The sequence below is a fragment of the Streptosporangium oxazolinicum genome (assembly GCF_039537505.1).
Classification (GTDB): Bacteria; Actinomycetota; Actinomycetes; order Streptosporangiales; family Streptosporangiaceae; genus Streptosporangium; species Streptosporangium oxazolinicum.
Genome location: NZ_BAABAQ010000015.1, coordinates 134,791 through 160,182, shown reverse-complemented (window position 1 = coordinate 160,182; position 25,392 = coordinate 134,791). Strand labels below are relative to the sequence as shown.

At 71.0% G+C, this 25,392-nt stretch carries 21 protein-coding genes; 10 read left to right on the top strand and 11 right to left on the bottom strand.

Annotation, left to right across the window (positions count from 1 at the left end; all coding sequences use genetic code 11):
• The first annotated feature begins 137 nt into the window (after nucleotides 1-137).
• Nucleotides 138-452, top strand: coding sequence for an HGxxPAAW family protein (locus tag ABD817_RS33165; protein ID WP_344922247.1), 315 nt, complete (start codon nucleotides 138-140; stop codon nucleotides 450-452).
• 386 nt (nucleotides 453-838) lie between these two features.
• The gene (locus tag ABD817_RS33160; protein ID WP_344922246.1) at nucleotides 839-2,029 is read left to right on the top strand and encodes a winged helix-turn-helix domain-containing protein; all 1,191 of its coding nucleotides are present in this window, start codon (nucleotides 839-841) and stop codon (nucleotides 2,027-2,029) included.
• A gap of 236 nt (nucleotides 2,030-2,265) precedes the next feature.
• On the opposite strand, the gene ABD817_RS33155 is transcribed toward ABD817_RS33160, so the two are convergent.
• The 6 genes from ABD817_RS33155 to mtrA form a co-directional block, all read right to left on the bottom strand.
• A complete protein-coding gene (locus tag ABD817_RS33155) occupies nucleotides 2,266-2,970 on the bottom strand; it encodes a response regulator (RefSeq protein WP_344922245.1) in 705 nt (234 codons plus the stop codon).
• Nucleotides 2,971-3,064: 94 nt separating this feature from the next.
• Complete coding sequence (gene hpf / locus ABD817_RS33150; protein ID WP_344922244.1) at nucleotides 3,065-3,727, bottom strand: ribosome hibernation-promoting factor, HPF/YfiA family; 663 nt, start codon at nucleotides 3,725-3,727, stop codon at nucleotides 3,065-3,067.
• 521 nt (nucleotides 3,728-4,248) lie between these two features.
• Entirely contained in the window at nucleotides 4,249-4,953 is a 705-nt protein-coding gene (locus tag ABD817_RS33145) for a ComF family protein (protein ID WP_344922243.1), read from the bottom strand.
• Nucleotides 4,954-5,361: 408 nt separating this feature from the next.
• Entirely contained in the window at nucleotides 5,362-7,110 is a 1,749-nt protein-coding gene (locus ABD817_RS33140) for an LpqB family beta-propeller domain-containing protein (RefSeq protein WP_344922242.1), read from the bottom strand.
• A gap of 91 nt (nucleotides 7,111-7,201) precedes the next feature.
• On the bottom strand, nucleotides 7,202-8,923 hold the full coding sequence (mtrB, locus tag ABD817_RS33135; protein WP_344922241.1) for an MtrAB system histidine kinase MtrB: 1,722 nt from the start codon (nucleotides 8,921-8,923) through the stop codon (nucleotides 7,202-7,204).
• 26 nt (nucleotides 8,924-8,949) lie between these two features.
• Entirely contained in the window at nucleotides 8,950-9,627 is a 678-nt protein-coding gene (gene mtrA / locus ABD817_RS33130) for an MtrAB system response regulator MtrA (RefSeq protein ID WP_030907316.1), read from the bottom strand.
• A 340-nt stretch (nucleotides 9,628-9,967) separates the two neighbouring features.
• Here mtrA and ABD817_RS33125 point away from each other — a divergent pair, with 340 nt between their 5' ends.
• From ABD817_RS33125 to ABD817_RS33105, 5 genes are all read left to right on the top strand, one after another.
• On the top strand, nucleotides 9,968-11,278 hold the full coding sequence (locus ABD817_RS33125; protein ID WP_344922239.1) for a DUF7847 domain-containing protein: 1,311 nt from the start codon (nucleotides 9,968-9,970) through the stop codon (nucleotides 11,276-11,278).
• Nucleotides 11,263-11,904, top strand: coding sequence for a DUF4129 domain-containing protein (locus tag ABD817_RS33120; protein WP_344922238.1), 642 nt, complete (start codon nucleotides 11,263-11,265; stop codon nucleotides 11,902-11,904). The genes ABD817_RS33125 and ABD817_RS33120 overlap by 16 nt, the downstream gene beginning before the upstream one ends.
• On the top strand, nucleotides 11,901-13,166 hold the full coding sequence (locus tag ABD817_RS33115) for a DUF4350 domain-containing protein (protein WP_344922236.1): 1,266 nt from the start codon (nucleotides 11,901-11,903) through the stop codon (nucleotides 13,164-13,166). Before ABD817_RS33120 ends, ABD817_RS33115 begins: the two co-directional genes overlap by 4 nt.
• 110 nt (nucleotides 13,167-13,276) lie before the next feature.
• Entirely contained in the window at nucleotides 13,277-14,200 is a 924-nt protein-coding gene (locus ABD817_RS33110; RefSeq protein WP_344922331.1) for an AAA family ATPase, read from the top strand.
• A 2-nt stretch (nucleotides 14,201-14,202) separates the two neighbouring features.
• Nucleotides 14,203-15,567, top strand: coding sequence for a DUF58 domain-containing protein (locus tag ABD817_RS33105; RefSeq protein ID WP_344922235.1), 1,365 nt, complete (start codon nucleotides 14,203-14,205; stop codon nucleotides 15,565-15,567).
• Between the two features lie 78 nt (nucleotides 15,568-15,645).
• Here the strand turns inward: ABD817_RS33105 and ABD817_RS33100 are convergent, their stop codons facing one another.
• The gene (locus ABD817_RS33100) at nucleotides 15,646-16,641 is read right to left on the bottom strand and encodes a stage II sporulation protein M (protein ID WP_344922234.1); all 996 of its coding nucleotides are present in this window, start codon (nucleotides 16,639-16,641) and stop codon (nucleotides 15,646-15,648) included.
• A gap of 37 nt (nucleotides 16,642-16,678) precedes the next feature.
• Between ABD817_RS33100 and ABD817_RS33095 the strand changes: the two genes are divergently transcribed.
• Nucleotides 16,679-17,902 carry an RDD family protein gene (locus tag ABD817_RS33095; protein ID WP_344922233.1) on the top strand — a complete coding sequence of 408 codons (1,224 nt, stop codon included), beginning with the start codon at nucleotides 16,679-16,681 and terminating at the stop codon, nucleotides 17,900-17,902.
• 132 nt (nucleotides 17,903-18,034) lie between these two features.
• Here the strand turns inward: ABD817_RS33095 and ABD817_RS33090 are convergent, their stop codons facing one another.
• The gene (locus tag ABD817_RS33090) at nucleotides 18,035-19,423 is read right to left on the bottom strand and encodes an LVIVD repeat-containing protein (protein WP_344922232.1); all 1,389 of its coding nucleotides are present in this window, start codon (nucleotides 19,421-19,423) and stop codon (nucleotides 18,035-18,037) included.
• Nucleotides 19,424-19,706: 283 nt separating this feature from the next.
• Complete coding sequence (locus tag ABD817_RS33085; RefSeq protein ID WP_344922231.1) at nucleotides 19,707-21,140, bottom strand: LVIVD repeat-containing protein; 1,434 nt, start codon at nucleotides 21,138-21,140, stop codon at nucleotides 19,707-19,709.
• A gap of 181 nt (nucleotides 21,141-21,321) precedes the next feature.
• Here ABD817_RS33085 and ABD817_RS33080 point away from each other — a divergent pair, with 181 nt between their 5' ends.
• Complete coding sequence (locus tag ABD817_RS33080; protein ID WP_344922230.1) at nucleotides 21,322-21,951, top strand: DUF305 domain-containing protein; 630 nt, start codon at nucleotides 21,322-21,324, stop codon at nucleotides 21,949-21,951.
• A gap of 61 nt (nucleotides 21,952-22,012) precedes the next feature.
• Here ABD817_RS33080 and ABD817_RS33075 read toward each other — a convergent pair whose 3' ends face one another.
• Entirely contained in the window at nucleotides 22,013-23,272 is a 1,260-nt protein-coding gene (locus tag ABD817_RS33075) for an adenosylhomocysteinase (RefSeq protein ID WP_344922229.1), read from the bottom strand.
• A gap of 100 nt (nucleotides 23,273-23,372) precedes the next feature.
• Nucleotides 23,373-24,800, bottom strand: a complete 1,428-nt coding sequence (ahcY, locus tag ABD817_RS33070) for an adenosylhomocysteinase (protein WP_344922228.1) — start codon at nucleotides 24,798-24,800, stop codon at nucleotides 23,373-23,375.
• Between the two features lie 222 nt (nucleotides 24,801-25,022).
• Here ahcY and ABD817_RS33065 point away from each other — a divergent pair, with 222 nt between their 5' ends.
• Nucleotides 25,023-25,388: a MerR family DNA-binding transcriptional regulator gene (locus ABD817_RS33065; protein ID WP_344922227.1), complete on the top strand. Its 366-nt coding sequence runs from the start codon at nucleotides 25,023-25,025 to the stop codon at nucleotides 25,386-25,388.
• The last annotated feature ends 4 nt before the right edge of the window (nucleotides 25,389-25,392 follow it).

Here is a 25,392-nt window from a genome sequence, read left to right as displayed (position 1 = left end):
GCCCATGGAGTTCCTTGCCCGCTTCTTTGAGAGAGTACGACCAGCTTCAAAGGGTATGTCGCCCTTTGTCACGTCCGTGATGGATCAACCGCACGGGCGCGTCTCCGTGCCCGGGACTCGAAGATGGAGAAGCCGTGATGGCGGAGGACACCGGTCGGGTGGGTGGCGGGGGCCACGAGGCCCAGGGAGGCGACGGGGGTCCCGCGGTCCACAAGGGCCCGGGAGGTCACGGGGGCCGGGCGTCGTCCTGGCTGGCGGTGACCGTGATCCTGCTGGGCTTCACCATCGCGGGGGTCGCCCTCTGCCTGGGCCCGAACTGGTTCGTCCTCTGGATGGGTACGGCGGTCTGCGTCATGGGCGGCGTCCTCATCCTGGTCTTCCGCGTCTTCCAGGACATCGTCGTCGAGGCCCCCCGCGCGATGAACGGCGGGGTCCGGGGCATCCTGGGCTGAACACCCGGCCTCGCGACCCACGTACCGGGCCGAACACCCCGCGTGGCGAAAGCCACGGCCTCGCGGCCTCGTGACCCCGCGGCGTCGTGACCTCGTGACCCGCGCGGGCCGAACACCCCCGCGCGGCGAAAGCCACGACTCCGCGGTCTCGCGGCCCGCGTTCCGGAGTGGACGCCCGGCGCGACGGCGGTCGGCAGGGATCACGCTCCGCGACGCGCGATCCCGTGACCCGCGTCATAAACCGAACGCCCGGCGAGGAGCACCCCGCTCGACATCGTTCATCCCGGTTCATCCCGGCCACGGATACCCGGACACCGGCGTAGCCTTTTCGTCGGTGTCAGGCGCTAGCCTCGGCCCACGACCTGTTGTCTCCCCCTGGGGCGGTCATGCACCTTTCTCTTTCCGCCGACGAGGCCCGCCGCGTCATCCTGCGCGCCCAGGGGTTCCTGGGCGCGCAGGCCCGGCGAGGAGGCGCCCCCGCGACCCTGCGCCGCCTCGGAGCCGTCCAGCTCGACACGATCTCCGTGCTGGCCCGCTCCCACGAATTGGTCGCGTACGCCCGTCTCGGCGCCATCGGCAGGCAGGAGGTCGAGCGGGCCTACTGGGACGAGCCCGCGCGGGCCTTCGAATACTGGTGTCACGCCGCGTGTGTCCTGCCGATCGGCGACTGGGCGCTGTACGCCTTCAGGCGGAGATACTTCCGCGCCAGGAAGTTCCGCTGGCACGAGGTGCCCGACAGCGTCGACAAGGTGCTGAACCTGGTCCGCGAGAGCGGCCCGATCACCACCGCCGACATCGGCGGGGCCAAGAAGGGCGGCCCGTGGTGGGACTGGTCCGACTCCAAGATCGCCATTGAGTGGCTGCTCGACACCGGCGAGGTCGTCTGCACGCGCAGGGTGGGCTGGCGCCGCGTCTACGACCTGGCCGAGCGCGTGGTCCCCGCGGACCTGCTGGCCGAGGAGCTGTCCGACGCCGAGTGCGTCACCCGCCTCGCCGGGGTCGCCGGGACCGCGCTCGGCGTGGCCACCCGCGCCGACCTCGTCGACTTCCTGCGCCTGAAGGCGCCCGAGGCCCTGCTGCTCGACAGGTGCCTGCTCGACGGGTCCGCCGGGCTGGTGCCCGTCCGCGTCGCCGGGTGGCCGGAGCGGTCCGCCGACGCCTGGGCCGACCCGGCCGCGCTGGAGACCGAGCCCAGGGGCCGCCACCGCACGACCCCGCTCTCCCCGTTCGACTCCCTCGTCTGGGATCGCGCCCGCACCGCCCGTGTGTTCGGTTTCAACCACCGTCTTGAGGCGTACGTGCCCAAGGAGAAGCGTGTCCACGGTTACTTCACGATGCCGGTCCTGGCCGGGGGACGGCTGATCGGGCGGATCGACCCGGCCCGCGAGGGGTCCACGCTGGTCGCCCGCCAGGTGAGTCTCGAACCCGGCGTCACGCCGGGCAGGGGCGCCGCCTCGCTGGCCGGTGCGCTGTGGGAGGCCGCGAGCTGGGTCGGCTGCGAGGCCGTCCGGGTCGAGCGCGTCGACCCCCTGCTGGCCGGGCCCCTTCAGGACGCCCTGAACCAGGACGCCCCCTGAGCGGGAACGCCCCTTGAGCTGGGATTCTCGCCGGACCAGACCCTCTATCGGACCAGACCGTCTCCCGGGCCGAGACGAACCTTCCGGGCCGGGGCGACCTTCGAAGCCGGATCGTTCCCCTGAACCGGGACATCTCACCGGCTCGCCGGGCCTCCCGAGCCGGGACGTCTCACCGGGAACGGTGTGCCCGAGCCGGGGTGCGGTGACCGTCGGACGGTCACCGCACCTGGCGCGCGTCAGGTGATCTCAAGCATCCGCTCGCGGACCGCGTAGACCACCGCCTCCATCCTGGAGTGGAGCTGAAGCTTGTCCAGGATGTTTCTGACGTGGTTCTTCACGGTGTTCTCGGAGATGAACAGCTGCTTGGCGATCTCGCGGTTGTTCATCCCCTTCGCGACGAGGCGGAGCACCTCCATCTCCCGTTCGGTCAGGCGTGGAACGGGGAGTTGCGGGGGCCGTTCGGCCTCCTTGCGGCTCATGTTGGCGAATTCACTGATGAGTTTGGCGGCCATCGCCGGATTGATCAGCGACTGCCCTTCGTGGACGCCGCGGACGGCCTCCGGGACCTCGTCGAGCTGGACGTTCTTCAGCAGGTAGCCGGTGGCACCCGCCTTGATCGCCTCGAAGAGATCCTCCTCCTCGTCACTCACCGTCAACATGATGATCCGCGTGCTCGGCACCGAGGCCTTGATCTCGCGGGTGGCCTCGATGCCGTTCCTCCGTGGCATCCGGACGTCCATGAGCATGACATCCGGAGTGAGGCGGTCGGCGAGCTCGATCGCTTCCTGTCCGTCGCTCGCCTCGCCGACAACCTCGATGTCCGTCTCCGCGGCCAGCGCCATCTCCAGGCTGCGGCGGATCAGCGCGTGATCGTCAACGATCAGCACGCGAATCGGTTCGCCGCGTCCGGTCGGGCCGGTTGCGTCGTCGGGTTCCGTCACGCCTCCTCCTCGGGGGGCCAGAGCCGGTGGACCGCCATGATTACACGGGTTTCATGGTCCTCGGTTGGTCGGAGAGGATCTTCGAACGCGTTCGTCAGGGCTCGACGAGCCGCAGCACGCCGTAGTTGTACCCCTGTCGGAGGTATACGACGCTCGGCTGCCCGCTCTCCTTGTCACGGAAGAGATAGAAATCGTGTCCCACCAGTTCCATTTCGAGAAGGGCCTGATCGACGGTGATCGGATCGGCCTCGTGGAACTTCTCCCTGACCATCAGCGGCCCGTCACCATCCATCTGGATCGGGATGATGCTCTTGTCCTCCACCACGGGGTCGGCCTCGGCATGAGGTTCGGTCAGTGACTGCTCGGTAAGCAGGCTGGCCGGGGCGCTCTCGAACGATTCGGCGAGCGCGGTGGCCGTCAGTTCGGCGACGGACGGCGGGCAGTGGTTGCCATGATGGATCTTCCTGCGGTCGGCGAGACGCCGCAGCCGTCCCTCAAGTTTGCCAAGTGCGATGTCAAGGGCGGCGAAACGGTCGTCGGCCGAGGCCTCCGCCCGTACCGCGGGACCACGTGAGTGGATGGTGAGTTCGACGCGCTCTCGCTGGTCGACGATGCGGGGATTACTTTCCTTGGACACCTCCACGTCAACGCGAATGAGCTTGTGGTCCAAACGCTCGATCCTGGCCAGCTTGGTGTTCACGTGGTCACGGAATCGGTCACTCACTCCGGTGTGCCGACCCTTGACGATGATCTCCATGCACAGCCCCCCTTCGAATCTCGACGGTGGTATTGCGACACCCGCTCGGCCGACCTGGTCTTCGTCCCCACATCCGCCTGCTGAGGGTTTCGCAGCTCTTTGCCACTACATGCCCTTCTCTTCTGGCAAGGAACATCTGGCTCCCTGGGAAGGCAGGACTTACCTCTAAGCCGCACCGTGATCGATCGACGAAAAGTCGTCTTACGTGGACCGTTTGGCCTGCGGCTGGCATCGGCTAGCCGGGCCGGCCTCCTCGCGGAGGTCGGTCCGGTGCAACCACGGACCCGAGCGGGTGCCATGGCTCAGACGCTATCCGCATCCCGGCCGAATGTCAGCCTGACGAACGGCCAAAGGATCACTTTGCGTAATTCAGAGGTAGGCGACCGGCTCTCGGGGAACCGTGCCCTCGCGGGTCGGCGGCATGATAGACGAAGGCTTCCCGCATCCGTTGAGCAGCCCGGAAGGCACCGCGGGGACAGTGAGATGTGGCGCCGGAGTGAGGCCCGTCACAGCTCGCCGTCTCACCCTCCGTCACGATCATCGGTTCTGGATCTCCGGCGTGTCGCGGCGACCGTGGCGGCGAGGGACGGCGTGACCCCCGCCTCGCGCATCGCCCTGGCCGCCTCCGCGAGCGTCGCACCGGTGGTGACGACATCGTCGACCAGCACAATCACCTCCGTACCGCCCCAGGAGCGCGGCACAGGCGCGTTGCGGCCGATCGTGACCGTAAAGGCGTCGGACAGATTCGCGGCCCGCTGGGGAGAGCTCAGCCCCGTCTGGTCGGCGACGCGGCGGCGCTGGGCGAGCACCCTCGCCACGCTCGCGGGCCAGCCGGCCTCGCGGAGATAACCGGCCGCCAGCCCCGCGAGCCGGACCACCGGGTCGTGCCCGCGACGCCTCAGGGCCGGGCGGGCGCTGGGCACCGGCACCAGCAGCACCGGCCGCTCGCCGGCCGCCGTGGCGACCGCGAGGGCCAGGGCCCCGGCCAGGGGAGGGGCGAGGGCCGTGCGACCGCGCTCCTTGTAGGCGATGATGGCCCGCCGCACGGCGGGGGTGTATTCGGCCGCCGACCAGCAATCGGGCAGGCCGGGCGGGATGGGATCGGGCATCCGGAGGGCGGGCGCCCCGTGCAGCTCCGTCGCGCACCGAGGGCAGACGAGGGCGCCCGGCGCGTCGCATCCGGCGCAACGGGGCGGCAGGATCAGGTCGAGCATGGCGGTCGTCACGGATCCAAGGTTTCATATGGCACCGACAAAAAGCCCAGCCCAGAGTACCCGAGGGGGGTTCAAGCCCCGACGGGAGGCGCCGGCCGGCCCCGCCCGGAGCCGGGATGGGCCGCTCCGCAAAGCGCCTCACCCCAGGGAGAGGGCCACATATCACGCCCCCCGGGCCTCGCGCCACGGGAGAGCGCCCCGGAAAAGACCACTCGGTCCGGCCCGCCGGGAAGGGCCGCCCGGATCAGGCCCCGGGGAGGACCGCTTGGCCCAGACCTCCGGAAAAGCCCTCGGTCCGGGACTCCGGGAAAGACCACTCGGCCCAAGCCCTCGGGAAGACCGCTCAGCGTAGGCCCTCGGGAAGGACCGCTCAGCGTATGGCCTCGGGAAGGGCCCCCGACCCCCGAAGGGAAAGACCGCTCAGCCGAGGGGGAAGGCCGGGGAGGAGGGGCCGTTCTCGGTGAAGTCCGTCGTCCCGATCTCGTTCTTGATCAGCGCCTCCCACTTGGCGGAGTTCCAGAACAGGACCTGCCGGGCGCCCTGCTCGTCCCTCGCCCCGGCGAGCAAGGTGCCGTCCAGGGCGGTGATGCTCTCGATTCGCGAGTCGAAGGGCAGGGACTTGGGCTCGGCGGTGACCGAGGCTTCGAGCAGTTCCGACTTGCCGGTGAGCGCGTACAGGGTCTTGCCGTCCTTCCAGGCGATGTCCTTGATCGTCCGATTGCCGTCGGTGTCGACCACGGTCTGGAGGTTGGTGATGCGGGTGCCCTCCCGCTCCCCGATGACTGTGCCGACCTGGACCTGCTCGCCCAGTCCGTCCTTGACGACCACCGCGACGTGCACGCCGTCCCGCGCGACCTTGAGCGACTCGACGTGGAGCGTCTCCAGGTCGGGGGCGGCCACCCGGTACTGGTGCTTGTTGTCGCCGTCGTGCCGGGTGATGACCGAGGTATGGTCGTTGGGCCGGTCGACCGTCCAGAGCGTGTGGTAGCGGTCCCAGGCCGGCGGGGCGAGGGAGACCCCGGTGGCCCACACCCGCCACTCGCCGCCCGCGGCGAGCGGCGCGACGGAGACGCTCCTGCCGTCCCCGGAGAGCGCCGCCACCTGCTGCACGGGCTGGCCGCTGATCGCCGGGAGGGTGAGCCCGCCCCCCTTCTGACCGGCCCTGCCCGGCACGGGGCGCCCGACGTTCTCCTTGTCCAGCAGCCGCAGCGCGCCGTCGGTGAGATAGAACGGGTAGACGGCGTCGGGGGTCGTCCAGGGATCGAAGCTCGACTGCTCCTGGGCGTCGATCTGGAGGGGCGCGTCGGGATAGTACGGCTCGCCGTTCACCTTGACCTCGAAGCCCCAGCCGCCCTTGGTGAGCGCGGCGAGCGTCGCGGCGAGCTGGGCCGCCATCGGGTCGATCAGGTCGGGGTCCACCCGCCGGGTGAGGTCGACGACGACCCTGTTGTTCTCGGTGGTGACGTCGATGAGCTCGGTGCCGGTGAAGGCGGTGCGCACCGCGTCCTTGAGGGAGCTGCTCGGCCCTCGCAGCAGCCGCTCGACCGTCGTCTTGGCGAAGTTGGCGCCCGGGTCGATCGGCACCCGTACCTGGTCGACCACCAGCCCCTTCCACTGGGAGTCGAGGAAGTACAGGTCCACGGGCAGGTAGCCGCGGGCGACGTCGGCCTCGGACAGCAGGAGACCGTCGGGGGCCGCGCTGATGCGCCACTCACCGCCCGGTCCCTTGGCGAGCGTGAAGGGCTGGTTCAGCGGACCACCACTCGGGCGGTATCGGCCATCCTGGTCAATGATGGCGGTTTTGGCACCTTTAAGCGTTACTTGAGCCTGACTGTCCTCTTCTCGCAGGGGCGCGAACCTCTCGTACTCGCCCTGGCGGTAGACCGTGACGCCGCTGTGCGGGTTCCACTTGGCGGCGAAGTCGCCGGTGAGGTATTTGCGGGCGACCTGGAAGCCGGAGTCGTCGAGGCTCGCCATCGCCGCGCGGAAGCCGGTGACGACCTCCTCGGGCGACCAGTCGGCCTTCGGCGACATGGCGATGACCCGCGCGTACGGGTCGCCCAGCGGGCTGCCCTTGCGCTCGTTCTCGACGGCGACGACGGACTTGCCGCCGGTGGGGATGACCGAGCAGGCGCTCACCCCGCAGAGCAGGACGATCGCCAGGACCACCGTCCCCGCGTTCCGCGCGCCCGTCCTCGACGCGGGCCCGTACCGCGCGGCGCCTCCCGCCGGCTCCGGCCGGTGTCGCGCCCTTTCCGCCCTAGTCGGCATCGCGTCCCCCGTCGGCCGCCGCCGGCGACAGCACCGGCGTGACGTGTCCTCGCCACGTGCGTCGCATCTCCACCTCCGGGGGGACGAGCGGCAGGGGCGAACCCCTGAGCACCGCCCCGGCCACCCTGGGCAGCGAGAGCCGGAACTGCGACCCCTCCCCGTGCGAGCCCCACGCCTGCAGCCAGCCGCCGTGCAGGATGGCGTCCTCGCGGGAGATGGCCAGCCCCAGGCCGGTGCCGCCGATCGTGCGCGCCCGGGACGGGTCGGCCCGCCAGAACCGATCGAAGACCAGGTTCTCCTCGCCGGGTTTCAACCCCACCCCGTGGTCCCGTACCGCCACCGCCACCGCGTCCCTGTCGGCGGCGACCGAGACGACGACGTCGCGGCCCTCGCCGTGCTCGATCGCGTTGAACAGCAGGTTGCGCAGGATGCGCTCGACCCTGCGGCTGTCCATCTCCGCCATGCACGGCTCGCCGGGAAGGCGCAGGTCGAAGCGGGTGGAGTGGCGCTCGGCCAGCGCCTCGGAGTCGGCGACGGCGCGCAGCACCACGTCCCTGACGTCCACCGGGTCGACGTCGAGGTCGGCCGCGCCCGCGTCGTAGCGGCTGATCTCCAGGAGGTCGGCGAGCATCGCCTCGAACCGGTTGAGCTGGTTCTGCATCAGCTCGGCCGACCTGGCGGCCATCGGGTCGAAGTCCTCGCGGGCGTCGAAGAGCAGGTCGGCGGCCATCCGCACGGTGGTCAGCGGGGTGCGCAGCTCGTGCGAGACGTCCGAGACGAACTGGCGCTGGACCTGGGAGAGCTCCTCCAGCTGGTGGATCTTCAGCGCCAGGTTGGCGGCCATCTCGTTGAAGGAGGTGGCCAGGCGGGCCAGGTCGTCCTCGCCGCGTACCTTCAGCCGCTCGTCCAGGCGCCCGGCGGCCAGCCGCTCGGCGGCCTGCCTGGCCAGCCGCACCGGCGTGACGACCTGGCGGGTGACCAGGGAGGAGATCGCGGCCAGCAGCAGCACGAGACCGGCGCCGACGAGGATGATCATCTGCTGCACCGAGGCGAGCGTCCGCTCCTCCTTGTCCAGCGGGACCAGGTGGTAGATCTCGTACGACGAGTCGAGGCGGGTGCCGATGATCATTCCGGGCACCGGCTGCTCGGGCTGCCCCTTGTAGTACAGCGGGGTGTACCAGGTGCTGTCCTCGCCCGCCTCCTTCTTGAACAGCTCGTCGCGCTGCCTGGACGGGATGCTGACGGGGTCGATGTTCGTGGTTCCGTAGAACGCCCCCGGCAGCGTCTCGTTACGGATGATCACCGAGTATCGGCTGGCCGAGCCCGCGCGCCGCGCGAGCGCCTCCGTGGCCTGGCTGAGCGGGCTGCTCCCCGCCGGCTGCAGCGCCTGGCCCGGCTCGACGGGCTGCTTGGCGGCCTCGGCGGCGGGCTGGTTGAGATAGCCGAGCACCGCGTTCCTGTCGGCCTGCGCCTCGCTCTTGGCCGCGATCTCCCTGGTCTCCAGGGTGGTCCTGATGATCTGCTGCATCAGGAAGACGCCGAGCACGGCGACGACCACGATGGAGATGACCATCGTGCTGGTGACCACGCGCAGCTGGAGCGAACGCCAGAAGACGCGGCGCGCCCGGCCGGCCACGCGCCGGGCGCGGCGCCGCACACCCCGCAGCAGCTGGCGCGGGGTGCGACGGCGTTTCTTCGGTGCGGGAGGCATCTCGGGGTCCGGGGGGAGGCGGGCGGCTAGGCCGGTCCGGCCTTGTACCCGACCCCGCGGACCGTCACGACGATCTCGGGGTGCTCGGGATCCTTCTCGATCTTCGCGCGGAGCCGCTGGACGTGCACGTTGACCAGGCGGGTGTCGGCCGCGTGGCGGTAGCCCCAGACCTGTTCGAGCAGGACCTCGCGGGTGAAGACCTGGCGCGGCTTCCTGGCGAGGGCGACGAGCAGGTCGAACTCCAGCGGGGTGAGGTTGATGGTCTCCTCCTCCCGCTTGACCGAGTGCCCGGCGACGTCGATCGTGATGTCGCCGATCTGCAGGATCTCCGGCGTCGGCTCGTCGGTGCGGCGCAGCCGGGCGCGGACCCTGGCGACGAGCTCCTTGGGCTTGAAGGGCTTGACGATGTAGTCGTCGGCCCCCGACTCCAGCCCGAGCACCACGTCGATGGTGTCGCTCTTGGCCGTCAGCATGACGATCGGCACCCCGGACTCGGCCCTGATGCGGCGGCAGACGTCGATCCCGTCGGCGCCGGGCAGCATCAGGTCGAGCAGGACCAGGTCCGGCCGGGTGTCGCGGAACGCGTCGAGCGCCTTGTCACCGTCGGAGACGAAGGAGGGTTCGAAACCCTCCCCGCGCAGCACGATGCCGAGCATCTCGGCGAGAGCGGCGTCGTCGTCGACGACCAGCACGCGTCCTTTCATGGCCCCTCATTCGGTTGACGCAGTTTGGGAGTTATTGGGATAAACCGCTCGATCGTCGAAGATTACCCTTGTCCGCCTACTGGATGACACCGGCCGACGACCGGGCGTCCAAACGACGAATTTTAGGCGCACGCGACGTAAAGCGCGCACTGCTGTCCCCCGCGGCCGCCACCGATCCGGCGACTGCGGACGCCGGGCGGTGATGACCACGGTCACAGTCTGCGGTAAACCACGGCGTCTCGGCCATCCCTCCGGCATCTCCACCGCTCCCCGGAGGATGAAACGTTCGTGTGATCGCCCGATCACCACGAATGGTGTGTCCACATGTCAGGATTGGGATATGTCAGACGGTCACGGCTCCACTCCCGGCGCTTCCGGCACGCCCCCGGGCTGGGCGTCCAACCAACCTCCGCCGTACGGCGACGCACCGGGATCGCCGTGGACCGCCCCAGGCCCGGCGTCCGGCACCCCCGAGGCCCCGCCGCAGGGACCCCCTCAGGGTCCCGGGCTTCAGGATCCCGGGCGGCCCCACGGCCAGGCGCCGTCCCCGTGGCAGCCGTACCAGCAGGGCCGCTACGGCCCGCCGCGCGGCGCGCGTATGCCGCCCCCCGCGATGCGCCCCGGCATCATCCCGCTGCGCCCGCTCGGCCTGGGCGACATCCTCGACGGCGCGATCAGGCTGATGCGCTCCAACCCCAAGAGCGTGCTGGGCCTGTCGGCGATCGCCGCCGCGCTGGGCGCGATCCCCCTGGCGGTCGGCCAGGTGATCGTGCTCAACTCCCTCACCCCGGCCCTGGGGAACCCGGACGCGACCCCTCCCGAGGGGAGCTTCCTCACCCAGTACGGCGGCACCCTGCTCTCCTACGCGGTCCAGTTCGTCGCGGTGACGCTGCTGACCGGCGTGCTGACCCGCATCCTGGGCCGCGCGGTCTTCGGCGGCAGGATGACGGCCGGCGAGGCCTGGACGCTGACCCGGGGCCGGGTGCCCACGCTGTTCGGGCTGGTCGTCGTCAACCTCGTGCTCCTGCTCGTCCCGATGGCCCTGATCGTCGGCCTGTTCCTCGCGCTCGGCGCGGCGGGGGCCGACGTCACCGTGGTCGCGGTCGTGGGCGTGGTGGCGCTGCTCGCCTACGTGATCTATGCCTTCTTCGTCACCACCCGGCTGGTGCTCGCCCCGTCGGCCGCGGTGCTGGAGCGGCGCGGCGTCGCCGACTCCCTGCGCAGGTCCTGGCACCTTGTCTCCGGCGGCTTCTGGCGGACGCTCGGCATCGTGATCCTCACCCAGATCATCGCGTTCCTGGTCGGCCAGGTGCTCGCCTTCCCCTTCGTCCTGGGCGGGAGTTTCCTCGCCTTCCTCGGCGCGGGCGCCACCGGCGCGCAGATCGGCGCGGCGGTCCTCATCGCCGTGGGCGTCACCCTCGGCTCGATGATCACCTATCCCCTCCAGGCGGGGGTCAACGGCCTGCTCTACGCCGACCGGCGGATGCGCTCCGAGGCGTTCGACCTGGTGCTCCAGACCGCGGCGATCGAGCAGCAGCGGCAGGGATGGGTCCACGCGTCGGCCGACGACCTGTGGGACCCCTCCATCACTCCCTCGGGCCCCGCGCGGTACGGATCCCCCGATCAGGGAGCCCCGTGGTCCCACTCCTGACGTCCCCGATCGACATCGAGCGCGAAGAGGCGCGGCGCCAGGCGATCCAGGAGCTGCTCAGACCCGAGTACGCCAAGGAGTCCCTGGTCGACCGCCTCTGGCGGAACGTCAACCGGTTCCTCGGCGACCTGCTGGACCAGGAGTCCGTGGGCGCCGTCGGCAGCCTGGCGGCGCGGGCGGCCCTTCTCGTGATCGTGATCGCGATCGTCGTCGCGCTGCTCCTGGTCGCCCGCAGGACCGCCAGGGGCGGCACCGCCCGCACGGGAGGGATCTTCGGCGAACACCGCCGCACCGCCGCCGAGCACCGCGAGGCCGCCGAGCGGCTGGCCGCGGAGGCCCGGTGGGCCGAGGCGGTCCGCGAGCGGCTCCGGGCCGTCGCCCGCGACCTGGAGGACCGCGTGATCATCGACTACACACCCGGCCGCACCGCCGGTGAGCTGGCCGCGGAGGCGGGCCGCGCGCTGCCCGCGCTCGCCGGTGAGCTGGCCGCGGCGGCCAGGGTGTTCGACGACGTGACCTACGGCGAGGTGCCCGGCACGCCCGAGGCGTACGGGATCATGCGCGATCTCGACGAGCACCTGCGCGCGGCCCGCCCGGCGCCCGTCGCGGGGGCGGGCGCGCCATGAGCCCGGCCGCGCCCGGACAGCCGGGATCGGGCTTCGCCCTCGCCGAGGACGCGGACACGGCAGACACGGCGAACGCGGGGGACACCGCGGGGACCACCTCCCGTGACGCCGCGACGACCTCCACCTCGCCGACCGCGGGCGGCCTCTGGCGCGGCGGCAGGGGCGCCCTCCTGGTGGCGCTCCTCGTGGTCGCCGTCGCCGTCGCCGGCGTGCTGCTCGGCGGCTCCGGCGGTCCGGGAAGGCTCCTCGACCCCGCCGACACCTCGCTGTCGGGCGGCAAGGGCCTGGCCCGGCTGCTGCAGGCGCGCGGTGTGCGGGTCGAGCGGGTCACCTCGGTCGCCGAAGCCGGGTCGCTGGCCGGGCAGGCGGGTCCCGCGGGCAGCACCCTGCTGGTGAGCGAGTCCTTCCCCCTCGGCGAGGACGACGCGGAGCGGCTCGCCGCCGCCCCCTCGGACCTGCTGGTGGTGGGCGTACGAAAGCACCTGGACCTGCTCGCGCCGGGGGTGGCCCCGGTGCGTGAGGCGCGGGCGCGCTCCCGCGAGCCTCGCTGCGCGCTGCCGGCCGCGACGAGGGCGGGCAGCGCCTACAGCGGCGGGGTGGCCCTCACCCCGCCCCCCGGGGCGGTCGGCTGCTACCCCGCAGACGGGGCGCCCACCCTGGTCTCCCACACCGCCGGGGGCCGGACGGTCACCGTCGCGGGCGACGCGCAGTTCATGACCAACCTGCGGCTCGCCGAGGACGGCAACGCCGCGCTGGCGATGAACCTCGCGGGCGGGCGGCCCACCCTGATCTGGCTGACGCCCCCGGAGACCGTCCCCCCGGCGGGCGGCGGCACGGCGGGTTTCTACGACCTGGTCCCCGAGGGGATCAAGTGGGCCGTGGCGCAGGTGCTCGTCGCGGTGCTGCTGCTGGCGCTCTGGCGGGGCCGCAGACTCGGCCCCGTGGTGGCCGAGCGGCTGCCCGTCGTCGTACGGGCGGCCGAGACCGTCGAGGGACGTGCCAGGCTCTACCGCGCGCGGCGGGCCCGCGACCGGGCCGCCGCGGCCCTGCGCGCGGGCTTCACCGACCGCGTCACCCCCCGCCTCGGGCTGCCCTCGGGGACGGGGCCCGACGCGCTGGTGAACGCGATCGCCGAGCGGACCGGCCAGGCGGCGCCGCACGTGGGCGCCGCCCTGTACGGACCGCCGCCGGTCGACGAGGCGGGGCTGGTAGCCCTGGCCGAATACATGGACATCGTGGAAAGGCAGGTCGGAAAGTCGTGACCACACCACCGGGGAACGGCGGTCTCACCGAGGCGACCTCCGTCGTCAGGACCGCGCCCGGCGCATCCGCCGTACCCTCCGCGCAGAGCGCGGACCGCGCCAGGGAGGCGCTGGGAGCCCTGCGCGCCGAGGTCTCCAAGGCGGTCGTCGGCCAGGACGCCGTGGTCACCGGGCTGGTGATCGCGCTGCTCTGCCGGGGCCACGTGCTGCTCGAAGGCGTGCCCGGCGTCGCCAAGACCCTGCTCGTCAGGACCCTGTCGGCGGCGCTCTCGCTCGACTTCAAGCGGGTGCAGTTCACCCCCGACCTCATGCCGGGCGACATCACCGGCTCGCTGATCTACGACGCGAAGACGTCGGAGTTCGAGTTCCGCGAGGGGCCGGTCTTCACCAACCTCCTGCTCGCCGACGAGGTCAACCGCACGCCCCCGAAGACGCAGGCCGCGCTGCTGGAGGCGATGGAGGAGCGCCAGGTCAGCGTGGAGGGGTCGGCGCGCGCGCTGCCCGACCCGTTCATCGTGGCCGCCACCCAGAACCCCGTCGAGTACGAGGGCACCTACCAGCTGCCCGAGGCGCAGCTCGACCGGTTCCTGCTCAAGCTGACCGTCCCGCTGCCGCCCCGCGACCAGGAGATCGCGGTGCTGGAGCGGCACGCGCTCGGCTTCGACCCGCGCGACCTGTCGCACGTCAAGGCCGTGGCCACCGCCGCCGACCTCGCCGCGGGACGCGCGGCGGTGAGCCAGGTGCACGCGGGTCCCGAGGTGCTCGGCTACATCGTGGACATCGCCAGGGCCACCCGCCAGTCACCCTCGCTCCAGCTCGGCGTCTCCCCGCGCGGCGCCACCGCGCTGCTGGCCGGGGCGCGGGCCTGGGCGTGGCTGTCCGGCCGCGCCTACGTGACGCCCGACGACGTCAAGGCGCTGGCCAGGCCCGCGATGCGGCACCGGATCCAGATACGGCCCGAGGCCGAGCTGGAGGGCGCGACCGCCGACGGCCTCATCGACGCCATCCTCGCCTCCGTCCCCGTCCCCCGCTGACGATGGCGCTGACAGGACGGGCCGCGCTGCTGGCGCTGCTGGGCACCCTGGTCGTGCTGTTCGCCCCCCGGCCGGGGCCGGCCGTGGCCGGGGTGGCGCTGCTGATCGTGGCGCTGGTCACGGTCGACCTGCTGCTGGCCGGGAGCGTGCGCCCGCTGCGCTTCACCCGCTCGGGCGAGCGGCTGGTACGGCTCGGCGAGTCGGTCACGGTCGAGCTCATCGTGGAGAACCCCGGCCCCCGCCGGGCACGCGGCGTGCTCAGGGACGCCTGGCCGCCCTCCGCGGGCGCCACACCCCGGCACCTGCCGCTGGACGTACCCGCCGGGGAGCGCCGCCGGTTGGTCACGACGCTCACCCCCACCCGCAGGGGCGACCGCGAGGCGGTCACGGTGACGGTGCGGACGCTGGGCCCGCTGGGCGTGGCGGCCCGTCAGGGCTCGCACCGGGTGCCCTGGTCGGTCAGGGTGCTGCCGCCCTTCCTCAGCCGCAAGCACCTGCCCGCCAAGCTGTCCAGGCTCAGGGAGCTGGAGGGCCGGCACCCGTCGATGATCCGGGGGCAGGGCACCGAGTTCGACTCGCTGCGGGAGTACGTGGTCGGCGACGACGTCCGCTCGATCGACTGGCGGGCCACCGCGCGCCGCGACGACGTCGTGGTCCGCACCTGGCGGCCCGAGCGCGACCGGCGGGTGCTGATCGTGCTCGACACCGGCCGTACCTCGGCCGGACGGGTGGGCACCGCACCGATCCCGCTGGCGGGAGAGGTGCCGAGGACCGGCGGGGCCGCGGGGGCGCGGGTCGTGCCCGGCTGGCCCCGCCTCGACTGGTCGATGGACGCGGCGCTGCTGCTGGCCGCCCTGGCCTCCCGCGCGGGCGACCGGGTCGACTTCATGGCCCACGACCGGGGGGTGCGCGCCTGGGTGTCCGGCACCGGCCGTACGGAGCTGCTGTCGTCGCTGGTCAACACCATGGCCCCGATCGAGGCCGAGCTGGTCGAGGCCGACTCGGCGGGGATGGTCGCGGCCGTCATGTCGCGGGCCAGGCGGCGCTGCCTGGTCGTCGTGCTGACCGACCTCAACCCGGCGGCGCTGGAGGAGGGCCTGCTGCCGGTCCTTCCCCGCCTCTCCTCGCGGCACCTGGTGCTCCTGGCCGCCGTCTCCGACCCCCAGGTGGCCGAGATGGCCGCCGGGCGCGGCACCTCCGAGCTGGTCTACGGCGCGGCGGCGGCCGAGCACCTGAGCGCGGGACGGCGCAGGATCACCGCCCTGCTGCGCCGCCAGGGCGTGGAAGTCGTGGACACCGCCCCCGAGCAGATCGCCCCGGCCCTGGCCGACGCCTACCTGGCGCTGAAGGCGGCCGGACGGCTCTAGGGCGGGCGCTTCCAAAGGGCGGGGCGCTTCCGAGATGGGGCGCTCAGCCCGTGACGGGACAGGGCCTGGTCCGGGCGCTCAGCCCGTGCTGGGGGCCTGGTCGGGGGCGCGTTCCACGTCGCCGCTCTCCCCCGCTGCCACGGCCCGGCGGCCGAAGAAGATCACGTAGGTGAGGAAGGCGGCCTCCGCGACCACGCCGATGCCGATCCGCGCCCAGGTGGGCAACCCCGAGGGAGTGACCAGGCCCTCGATCAGCCCGGAGACGAGCAGCACCACGACCAGGCCGAGGGCCACGCTCATCACGGCCCTGCCCTGCTCGGCCAGGGCCTCGGCACGCCTGCGCGGGCCGGGGTCGACGACCGTCCAGCCGAGGCGCATGCCGACCGCCGCGGCGAGGAACACCGCGGTCAGCTCCAGCAGGCCGTGCGGGGTGATCAGCCCGAAGAAGATGTCGAGCTTGCCGCGCGAGGCCATCAGCCCGGCGGAGACGGCCACGTTGAGCGCGTTCTCCCACAGGACGTACGGGATCGGCAGGCCGAGCAGGATGGACATCATGATGACCTGCATCGAGACCCAGGCGTTGTTGACCCAGACCTGCCCGGCGAAGGAGGTGGCCGGGTTCTCCGAGTAGTAGTCGGCGAAGTCGTGCTCGACGAGCTGGGTGATCTGCTCGGGGGTGGCGATCGCCGCCTGGACGCCGGGGTTCTCCCCCACCCAGACCGCGACGGCCGTGGAGACCAGCAGGAACGCGACGCTCGTGGCCAGCCACCACCGGCGGGCCCGGTAGGCGACCACCGGGAAGGAGACCGTGAAGAAGCGGGCGAACTCCCGCCAGGCCGGGGTGTGCGCCCCGGTCACGGCGGAGCGGGCACGGGCGACGAGCGCCGACAGGCGGCCCACCAGGATCGGGTCGGCGGAGGCCGAGCGGACGAGGGACAGGTGCGTGGCCACCCGCTGGTAGAGGTCGACCAGCTCGTCGACCTCGGCGCCGTCCAGCGAGCCACGCCGCCGGACCAGGTCCTCAAGGCGGTCCCAGGCGGGCCGGTGCGCGGTGACGAAGGCGTCGATGTCCACGCGGGCAGCCTATCCAGTCGAAGGTAGGGTGCTGATTGTGTCCGATGTCGTAACCGGCGAGGCCGTGGTCGTCGAGGTCCGCGTCGCCCAGCTCCCGAGCAGGGCCGCGGCGCTGCTGATCGACATGACGCTCCAGGTCGTGACGCTGCTGGGTGCCTCCCTGCTGGTCGGCAGCCTGGGACTCCTGAACGATCCGGCGCTGACCACGATGGTCTACATCGTGCTCACCGTGCTCGTGATCGTCGGCTACCCGGTGGTCTTCGAGACGCTCACGCGCGGGCGCAGCCTGGGCAAGCTCGCGCTGGGGCTCCGGGTCGTCAGCGACGACGGCGGCCCCGAGCGGTTCCGGCAGGCCCTGTTCCGAGGGCTCGCGGGAGTCCTGGAGTTCTGGCTGCTCAGCGGCGCCCCCGCGCTGATCAGCTCGCTCATCTCGGAGAAGGGCAAGCGGCTCGGCGACGTCTTCTCCGGCACCATCGTGATCTCCGAACGCGCCCCACGGCAGTACGGGCCGCCGCTGGACATGCCGCCGACGCTCGCCCCGTGGGCGGCGACGCTGGAGCTGTCGCGGCTGCCCGAACAGGTCGCGGCCACCGCGAGACAGTACCTCATGCGCTGGCACGACCTGGCCCCCGCCGTCCAGCACGAGATGGGCGTGCGCATCGCCACCGAGATGTCGGCCTTCGTGTCCCCGCCCGCGCCGCCCGGTGTGCCGCCGTTCGCCTATCTGACCGCCGTCCTGGCCGAGCGCCGCCGCCGCGAGCAGGCGCGCCTCGCCCAGCGGACCGGCGCGCACCGGCCGGCCCAGCAGTGGACGGGCCCGCAGGGGGCGGATCCGTGGCGATCCGGTCAGCAGTGGCCCGGCCATGCTCCGCCGTCCCCGCCGTCCCCGCCGTCCCAGCCCCACCCGGCTCACGCGCCGTCGTTCCAGCCCCACCCGGCCGCGCCTCCGCCGTACGCGCCCCCGGTCCCCGGAGATCAGCCGTACCCTCCCGCCCCGTACGCGCCCCCGGGGGCCGCAGGTGGGCCGTACGCGCCTCCGCCCCCCGGAGGTCAGCCACACCCTTCCGCTCCGTACGCGCCTCCCGGGTCGGCGCCTCAGCCCCACGCGCGGCCCGCCTACCAACCGGCGCAGCCTCGGATCCCCCTTCCTCCCCCGGCGGGACCGCCGCACCCGGCACCTCCGCCGCCCCCGCCGCCCGCGGCCCGGCCTCCCGCGCGGGAGCCCGACCCCACGCCCGGCGGGTTCGTCCCTCCCGCCTGACCTCCCGCCCCGTACGCCTCCCGCCGTACGGGTCCGGCGTCGGTGGTGGTGTCGCGCGGGGACGCGAAAAGGGGCGGCGGGAAGGCCCGCCGCCCCTCTCCTCACGTGTACCGCGTCCCCCAGGGGGATGGGTCAGTGGTGACCGTGCTCCCCGTAGGAGTCCTGGGTCTGCACGTTCAGCCGGTCCAGGCGGACGCCCTTGGCCGGGTCGGTGCGACGGTCGTCGATCTTGAGGACGTCCAGGCCCCTGCGGAAGTCGCTGGCGTAGACGTAGCCGTTGTAGTAGTACGCGGACCAGATGCCGCCGCCTCCACCGTCGGGCTCGGGACCGCGCTCGAAGAAGCCGATCTCCTTCGGACGGGACGAGTCGGTGAAGTCCACGAAGGAGACGCCGCCCTGGTACCAGGCCTGGACCATGATGTCCTTGCCCTTGACCGGGATCAGCGAGCCGTTGTGCGCGACACAGTTCTCGGTGTCGGCCTGGTAACGGCCGATCTTGAAGTAGCCCTTGAAGACCAGCTTGCCGCGGACGATGTCGTAGTAGGCGTTGGCCCCGCGGTTCGGGCCGGTGGCCTCGTTGCAGGTGGCCGCGCCGCCGCCGCCGAGCTCGTCGGTGAAGACGACCTTGTTGCCCTTGTTGCTGAACGTCGCCGAGTGCCAGAAGGCGAAGTTCGGGTCGGTGACCCGCGCGGTGATCACCGGGTTCTCCCGGTCGGAGATGTCGAACAGGACGCCGTCACCCATGCAGGCTCCGGCCGCGATGTCCTTCTCCGCGTAGACGGTGATGTCGTGGCAGCCGCTGGTCGGCAGCAGCAGGCCCGGCTGCGTCTCGTTGCCCCCGTCGGGGAAGATGACCGGCGTCTTGACCACGGCCGCGGCGGTCGGGGTGCGCAGCGGCACCTTGATGACCGAGATCTTGTCGTGCGGAGGCTGGCAGTCGGGGAACGTCGTGTTCGGGTTGTAGGAGGAGACGTAGAGGTAGACGTTGCGCCGGTCCCTGGACTTGCCGGGAACAAGTGTCAGGGTGTGGGAGCCGCAGTTGGTCTCGACCGACTTGATGTACTTGGGGTTCTTCTTGTCGCTGATGTCGAAGATCCGAACCCCTTCCCACGACTCCTTGATGCTGGCCACCTGGCCGACGCTGTTGCAGGAGTCGTCGCTGCGGGAGTTGTCGACCGCGGCGAACAGCAGGTCGCCGTAGACCGACACGTCCATCTGGGAGCCGGGGCACAGGACGCCGCTGACGAGCTTGGCGCGCCTCGGGTTCCTGATGTCGTAGATCGAGAAGCCGCCGTAGTTGCCAACGTAGGCGTAGTCACCCTGGAAGGCGATGTCGCTGTTGGTGGTGGCCTCAAGGCCGGGGAGCTTGGGCAGGGTGCCCACGTGCGTCACGTTGGGGCTGGTGACGACCTCGCCGGGCGGGGGAATGTCGGCGGCCTGGGCCGAGACCGTGGACATCAGCATCGCGGCGGCCGTGGCCGCCACTACCAACGCCCGAACGGTCCTTTGGGGAGCGAACACTCGGGTGCCTCCTTGGAGCGGACATAAGGCATGCATAAATTAGCAAACCGTCCCTCCTGACAGCCGGATCGACGGAGCATGACTTTGTCACAATAAAATATGAGACGATCTCTTTACTATGGCTCCGTGAACGTTTACGGTCGATGTCCCTTATGTGATCCTTCCGGGTGTTCCCGGCCCGCACGCACGAAGGCCACCGGGCGCTCGGCGAGCGCCCGGTGGCCTTCCACGCGTGGTGGCCTCGGCCGTCCTCAGAGGTCGACGACCATGAGACCGCCGTCAGTTACCAGTGGTCGTGGCCGTGACCGTGACCGTTCTCGCGGTAGGACGCCTGGGTCTGCGCGTTCAGGATGCCGAACCTGACCCTCTCGGCACCGTCCGTACGCCGGTCGTTGATCTTCAGGACGTCGAGACCGAGGTTGAAGTCGCTGCCGTAGATGTGGCCGTCGTAGTAGTACGCGGACCAGAAGCCGCCGCTGAGCGCGGGGGCGGTGTTGTCGGGGCCGCGCTCGAAGAACGCGATCTCCTTCGGACGGGTCGAGTCGGTGAAGTCGACGACCGAGATGCCGCCCTGGTACCAGGCCTGGACCATGATGTCCTTGCCCTTGACCGGGATCAGCGAGCCGTTGTGCGCGACGCAGTTCTCGGTGTCGGCCTGGTGACGACCGATCTTGAAGTAGCTCTTGAAGGTGAGCTTCCCACGCTTGATGTCGTAGTAGGCGTTGGCGCCGCGGTTCGGGCCGATCGCCTCGTTGCAGGTGGCCGAGGTGCCGCCGCCGAGCTCGTCGGTGAAGATCACCTTGGTGCCCTCGTTGTTGAACGTCGCCGAGTGCCAGAACGCGAAGTTCTGGTCGTCGCGGGCGGTGGCGGTGACCTTCGGCTGGAGCGGGTTGGAGATGTCCATCAGGATGCCCTCGCCCATGCAGGCTCCGGCGGCGATGTCCTTCTCCGGGTACGCGGTGATGTCGTGGCAGCCGCTCGTGGCCGAGGTGCGCTCGGGGTAGGGCAGGGTCTCACCCGGGTTGCCGCCGTCGGGGAACAGCACCGGCGTGGCGGCGACCGCGGCGGACGCCGGGTCGCGCAGCGGCACCTTGATGATCGAGATCTTGTCGTGCGGCGGCTGGCAGTCGGGGAACGACGCGCTCGGGCTGTAGGAGGAGACGTACACGTAGACGTTCCTGCGGTCCCTGCCCTTGCCCGGGACCAGGGTCAGCGTGTGCGAGCCGCAGTTGGTCTCGACGGACTTGACGTACTTGGGGTTCTTCTTGTCCCTGACGTCGAAGATCCGGATGCCTTCCCACGACTCCTTGGTCGCCGCGCTCTGGCCGACGCTGCTGCAGGAGTCGTTGTTGCGCGACGAGTCGACGGCGGCGAAGAGAAGGTCGCCGTAGACCGCCAGGTCCATCTGCCCACCGGGGCAGACGACCGAGCTGACCAGCGAGGTCCTGCTGGGCCGCTTGATGTCGTAGATCGAGAAGCCGCTGTAGTTACCGACGTAGGCGTAGTTGTCCTGGAACGCCATGTCGGTGTTGATGTCCGTCAGCGCGGCGGGCTTGACCACGTTGAGAACATGTTCGATGTTCGCGCTCTTGGCGATCTCACCGGGTGCCGGGATGTCGGCTGCCTGCGCGGGGAACGCGGCAAGCGCCGTCGCGACGGCGACCCCGGCCACGAACAGGAAGCGGCCGGTCAGGCCCTTCCTGAGGGGGGTGGACACTCGTGAACCTCCTTGACACATGCACCCAATAAAAGGTGCATAAACGGTTAAATCGTTCATGCTGTACGGTCGTCAGGCAAGCCATCACAGTGTTAGCAACTGTTACCGGTGTGCGGTCTTTACGGACCGGCCCAGCAGGGGTTACGGTCTTTCGCTACTGGACATTCACCAAGGAGGCCGGGTGCGCGTCGCGCTCATCGCCGTGATCGCCGCCCTGGCTCTCAGCGCGTGCACCTCCGAGCCCGACCCGGCTCCCTCACCCCAGGCGTCGGCACCGGTGATCGTTCCGGGCAGGCCGGGCGAGGTCGCCAGGACCGTCGGCCCGAGCGAGGCCGCCACGCTCGTGCCCTCGCCCACCGCCAACGCGGCCGACGTGACGTACGTCCAGAACATGGTCGTCCACCACCGGCAGGCCCTCGACATGGCCTCCCTCGCCCCGACCAGGGCCGAGCACACCCGGCTGAAGAGCCTGGCCTCGCGCATCAAGGACTCGCAGGCGCCGGAGATCCAGTTCATGATCACCTGGCTCCAGCAGCAGGGCATGCGGGCTCCCGAACACCACGCCGAGCACGACAGCATGCCCGGCATGGCCTCGCCCGAGCAGATGGATGCGCTCAAGGCCGCCTCCGGCAAGGACTTCGACCGGCTCTTCCTCCAGCTCATGATCGCGCACCACAGGGGCGCGCTCACGATGTCCGAACAGGTCCTCACCTCCGGCTCGCACCAGCGGATCGAGGAGCTGGCCAACGACGTCTCGGCCACCCAGAGCGCCGAGATCCGCAGGATGCAGGAGATGCAGGCCGAGCTCTGACGCCCTCCCGGCCCGAGGACCGTGCTTCGAGGGCTGTGCCAACCGTGGTGCGGGGCCCGGCTTACGAGCCGAGCCGCCACGAGTGGAGATACTCCTCCTGGTCGGGGGTGAGCTCGTCCATCTCGATCCCGGCCGCGGCCAGCTTGAGCCGCGCCACCTCCACGTCGACCTCCCCCGGCACGTCGTAGACCCCCGGCTCCAGCCGCGCCCGCTCGCGGACCAGCCACGCCACCGAGAGCACCTGCGCGGAGAATGACATGTCCATGACGGCGGCGGGATGCCCCTCGGCGGCGGTCAGGTTCACCAGGCGGCCCTCGGCGAGCAGCAGGAGCCTGCGGCCGTCGGCGAGGACGTACTCGTCGGTGTTGGGGCGCACCCCCCGGTGGACGGCGTGCGCCAGGTCGTCCAGCGCGCGGACGTCGATCTCGACGTCGAAGTGCCCGGCGTTGGCCAGGATCGCGCCGTCCTTCATCTCCGCCAGGTGCTCGCCCCTGATCACGTCGCGGTTGCCGGTGACCGTGACGAACACGTCCCCGGCGCGGGCCGCGGCCGCCATCGACCGTACGTCGTAGCCCTGCAGCGAGGCGTCCAGTGCCTTGACCGGGTCGATCTCGGTCACCACGACCCGCGCCCCCAGGCCCCTGGCCCGCTCGGCGACGCCCCGGCCGCAGTAGCCGAACCCGGCGACCACCACGGTCTTGCCCGCGAGCAGGGTGTTCGTGGCGCGCATGATCCCGTCCATGGTCGACTGGCCGGTCCCGTAGCGGTTGTCGAACATCCGCTTGGTCCGCGTGTCGTTGACCGCCACCACGGGGAACCTGAGGGCCTTCTCCGCCGCCATCTGCCGGAGCCTGATGATCCCGGTGGTGGTCTCCTCGCACCCGCCGGAGACCGTCTCCAGCAGCTCGGTCCGCTCGGTGTGCAGGATGTTGACGAGGTCGCAGCCGTCGTCCAGGACGATGTCCGGGCCGATGTCGAGCGCCTGGTGGATGTGGCGGTAGTAGGCGTCCATGGTCACCCCGGCCTGCGCGTGCACGACGACGCCGTAGTCACGGAGCGCCTCGGCGACGTCGTCCTGGGTGGACAGCGGGTTCGACGCGGCCAGCGCGATCTCGGCCCCGCCCGCCTTGAGGGTGCCCATGAGCACGGCGGTCTCGGCGGTGACGTGCAGGCACGCGGCGATCCGCAGCCCTCCGAAGGGCCGCTCGGCGGCGAACCGCTCACCGAGGGCGGTGAGCACCGGCATCGCCCGCGCCGCCCACCCGATCCTCAGCTCCCCCGACGCCACCAGAGCGCTGTCGGCGCTGTCGGCGCTAGTCACGTATCTCCCCAGTTCTGGCCGAACCCCGGAATCGCCCGAAGGCCCCCGCGAAACCGCGGGGGCCCGGTGGAACGACCGCCGGTATCAGTGACGCCGGTTGTCAGTAACGGTAGTGGTCGGACTTGTAGGGGCCCTCGACGTCCACGCCGATGTATTCGGCCTGGGCCTTGCTGAGCGTGGTGAGCTTCACGCCCAGGGCGTCGAGGTGCAGGCGCGCGACCTTCTCGTCCAGGTGCTTGGGCAGCACGTAGACGCCGATCGGGTAGTCGTCGGTCTTGGTGAACAGCTCGATCTGCGCGATCACCTGGTTGGTGAAGGAGTTGGACATGACGAACGAGGGGTGGCCGGTGGCGCAGCCCAGGTTCATCAGGCGGCCCTCGGCGAGCACGATGATCTGCTTGCCGTCGGGGAAGCGCCAGGTGTGGACCTGCGGCTTGACCTCGGTCTTCTCGATGCCCGGGATCCTCGCCAGACCGGCCATGTCGATCTCGTTGTCGAAGTGACCGATGTTGGACACGATCGCGTTGTGCTTCATCCGGGACATGTGGTCGGCCGTGATGATGTCGAAGTTGCCGGTCGTCGTGACGAAGATGTCGACGAGGCCGACGACCTCGTCCAGGGTGGTGACCTGGAAGCCGTCCATGGCGGCCTGGAGCGCGCAGATCGGGTCGATCTCGGTGACGATGACGCGGGCGCCCTGGCCCTTGAGCGCCTCGGCGCAGCCCTTGCCGACGTCGCCGTACCCGGCGACGAGCGCCACCTTGCCGCCGATCAGCACGTCGGTGGCGCGGTTGAGGCCGTCGATCACCGAGTGGCGGCAGCCGTACTTGTTGTCGAACTTGGACTTGGTCACCGAGTCGTTGACGTTGATCGCCGGGAAGAGCAGCGTGCCGGTCTTGAACATCTCGTACAGGCGGTGCACGCCGGTGGTGGTCTCCTCGGTGACACCCTTGATGCGCGAGGCGACCTGGGTCCAGCGGCCCTCGTCGGTGACCGTGCGGCGGAGCAGGTCGAGGACGACGCCCCACTCCTCCGGGTCGTTCTCGCCGGTGCTGGGCACGGCGCCGGCCTTCTCGTACTCGCTGCCCTTGTGGACGAGCATGGTGGCGTCGCCGCCGTCGTCGAGGATCATGTTGGGGCCGTCGTTGCCGGGCCACGTCAGGGCCTGCTCGGTGCACCACCAGTACTCCTCCAGGGTCTCGCCCTTCCAGGCGAAGACCGGGACGCCCTGGGGGTTCTCCACGGTGCCCTCGGGGCCGACGACCACGGCGGCGGCGGCGTGGTCCTGGGTGGAGAAGATGTTGCAGCTCACCCAGCGGACCTCGGCGCCGAGCGCGACCAGGGTCTCGATGAGCACGGCGGTCTGGATGGTCATGTGCAGCGAGCCCATGATCTTCGCGCCGGCCAGCGGCTGGGCCGCGGCGTACTCCTTGCGGACGGCCATCAGGCCCGGCATCTCGTGCTCGGCGAGCTGGATCTCCCTGCGGCCGAAGGCCGCAAGAGAAAGGTCGGCGACCTTGAAGTCCATGTGTGGTTACCCCTCTGGTTGATGGGCGGCGTTCGCCTCACACCCTCGCCCGTCGCGCTCGTCTCGCGATCGTGCTTCGCTCTGGGGCCGGGCCCGCCGCTCCACCGGAACAGTCGACGCCTGCGAGTTTAGGCTGCCGGAACGGCTCCGCGCATCTTCTGAACGGGTAACCTGACACAAGAATGTAAGGCTTTCTGGAAAACCGCTGGAAAGAGGTCACCGATGCGGATCACCGAGGCGGCCGGGAAGCTGGGCATGTCCCCCCGGATGCTCCGCTACCGCGAGGCGCTCGGGCTGCTCCCCCCGGTCAGGAACCAGGGCGCGCACCGGCGGTTCGGCCCCGACGAGCTCTCGGCCGTCGCGCAGGGCGTCGAGCTGGAGAAGCGGTTCGACATCTCCCCCGCCGAGCTGGCCTTCGCGCTGCGGACACTGAGCGAGCCCGCGGTCGCGCAGGCCGTACGGGACCTGGGGCTGCGGATCGGCCGCCTGCAGGCACCCCGCAGGGCGCTGGACTTCGAAAAGGAGAAGGCGCTGCGCCTGCTCCAGGGCGACCCGCGCGGCCACCGGCGAGATCACTCACAGGAGTGACGCC

Coding starts and splice junctions, on each gene's coding strand:
- ABD817_RS33165 (WP_344922247.1), top strand. CDS start 138: ATGGCGGAGGACACCGGTCGGGTGGGTGGCGGGGGCCACGAGGCCCAG.
- ABD817_RS33160 (WP_344922246.1), top strand. CDS start 839: ATGCACCTTTCTCTTTCCGCCGACGAGGCCCGCCGCGTCATCCTGCGC.
- hpf (WP_344922244.1), bottom strand. CDS start 3,727: ATGGAGATCATCGTCAAGGGTCGGCACACCGGAGTGAGTGACCGATTC.
- mtrB (WP_344922241.1), bottom strand. CDS start 8,923: ATGCCTCCCGCACCGAAGAAACGCCGTCGCACCCCGCGCCAGCTGCTG.
- mtrA (WP_030907316.1), bottom strand. CDS start 9,627: ATGAAAGGACGCGTGCTGGTCGTCGACGACGACGCCGCTCTCGCCGAG.
- ABD817_RS33125 (WP_344922239.1), top strand. CDS start 9,968: ATGTCAGACGGTCACGGCTCCACTCCCGGCGCTTCCGGCACGCCCCCG.
- ABD817_RS33115 (WP_344922236.1), top strand. CDS start 11,901: ATGAGCCCGGCCGCGCCCGGACAGCCGGGATCGGGCTTCGCCCTCGCC.
- ABD817_RS33105 (WP_344922235.1), top strand. CDS start 14,203: ATGGCGCTGACAGGACGGGCCGCGCTGCTGGCGCTGCTGGGCACCCTG.
- ahcY (WP_344922228.1), bottom strand. CDS start 24,800: ATGGACTTCAAGGTCGCCGACCTTTCTCTTGCGGCCTTCGGCCGCAGG.
- ABD817_RS33065 (WP_344922227.1), top strand. CDS start 25,023: ATGCGGATCACCGAGGCGGCCGGGAAGCTGGGCATGTCCCCCCGGATG.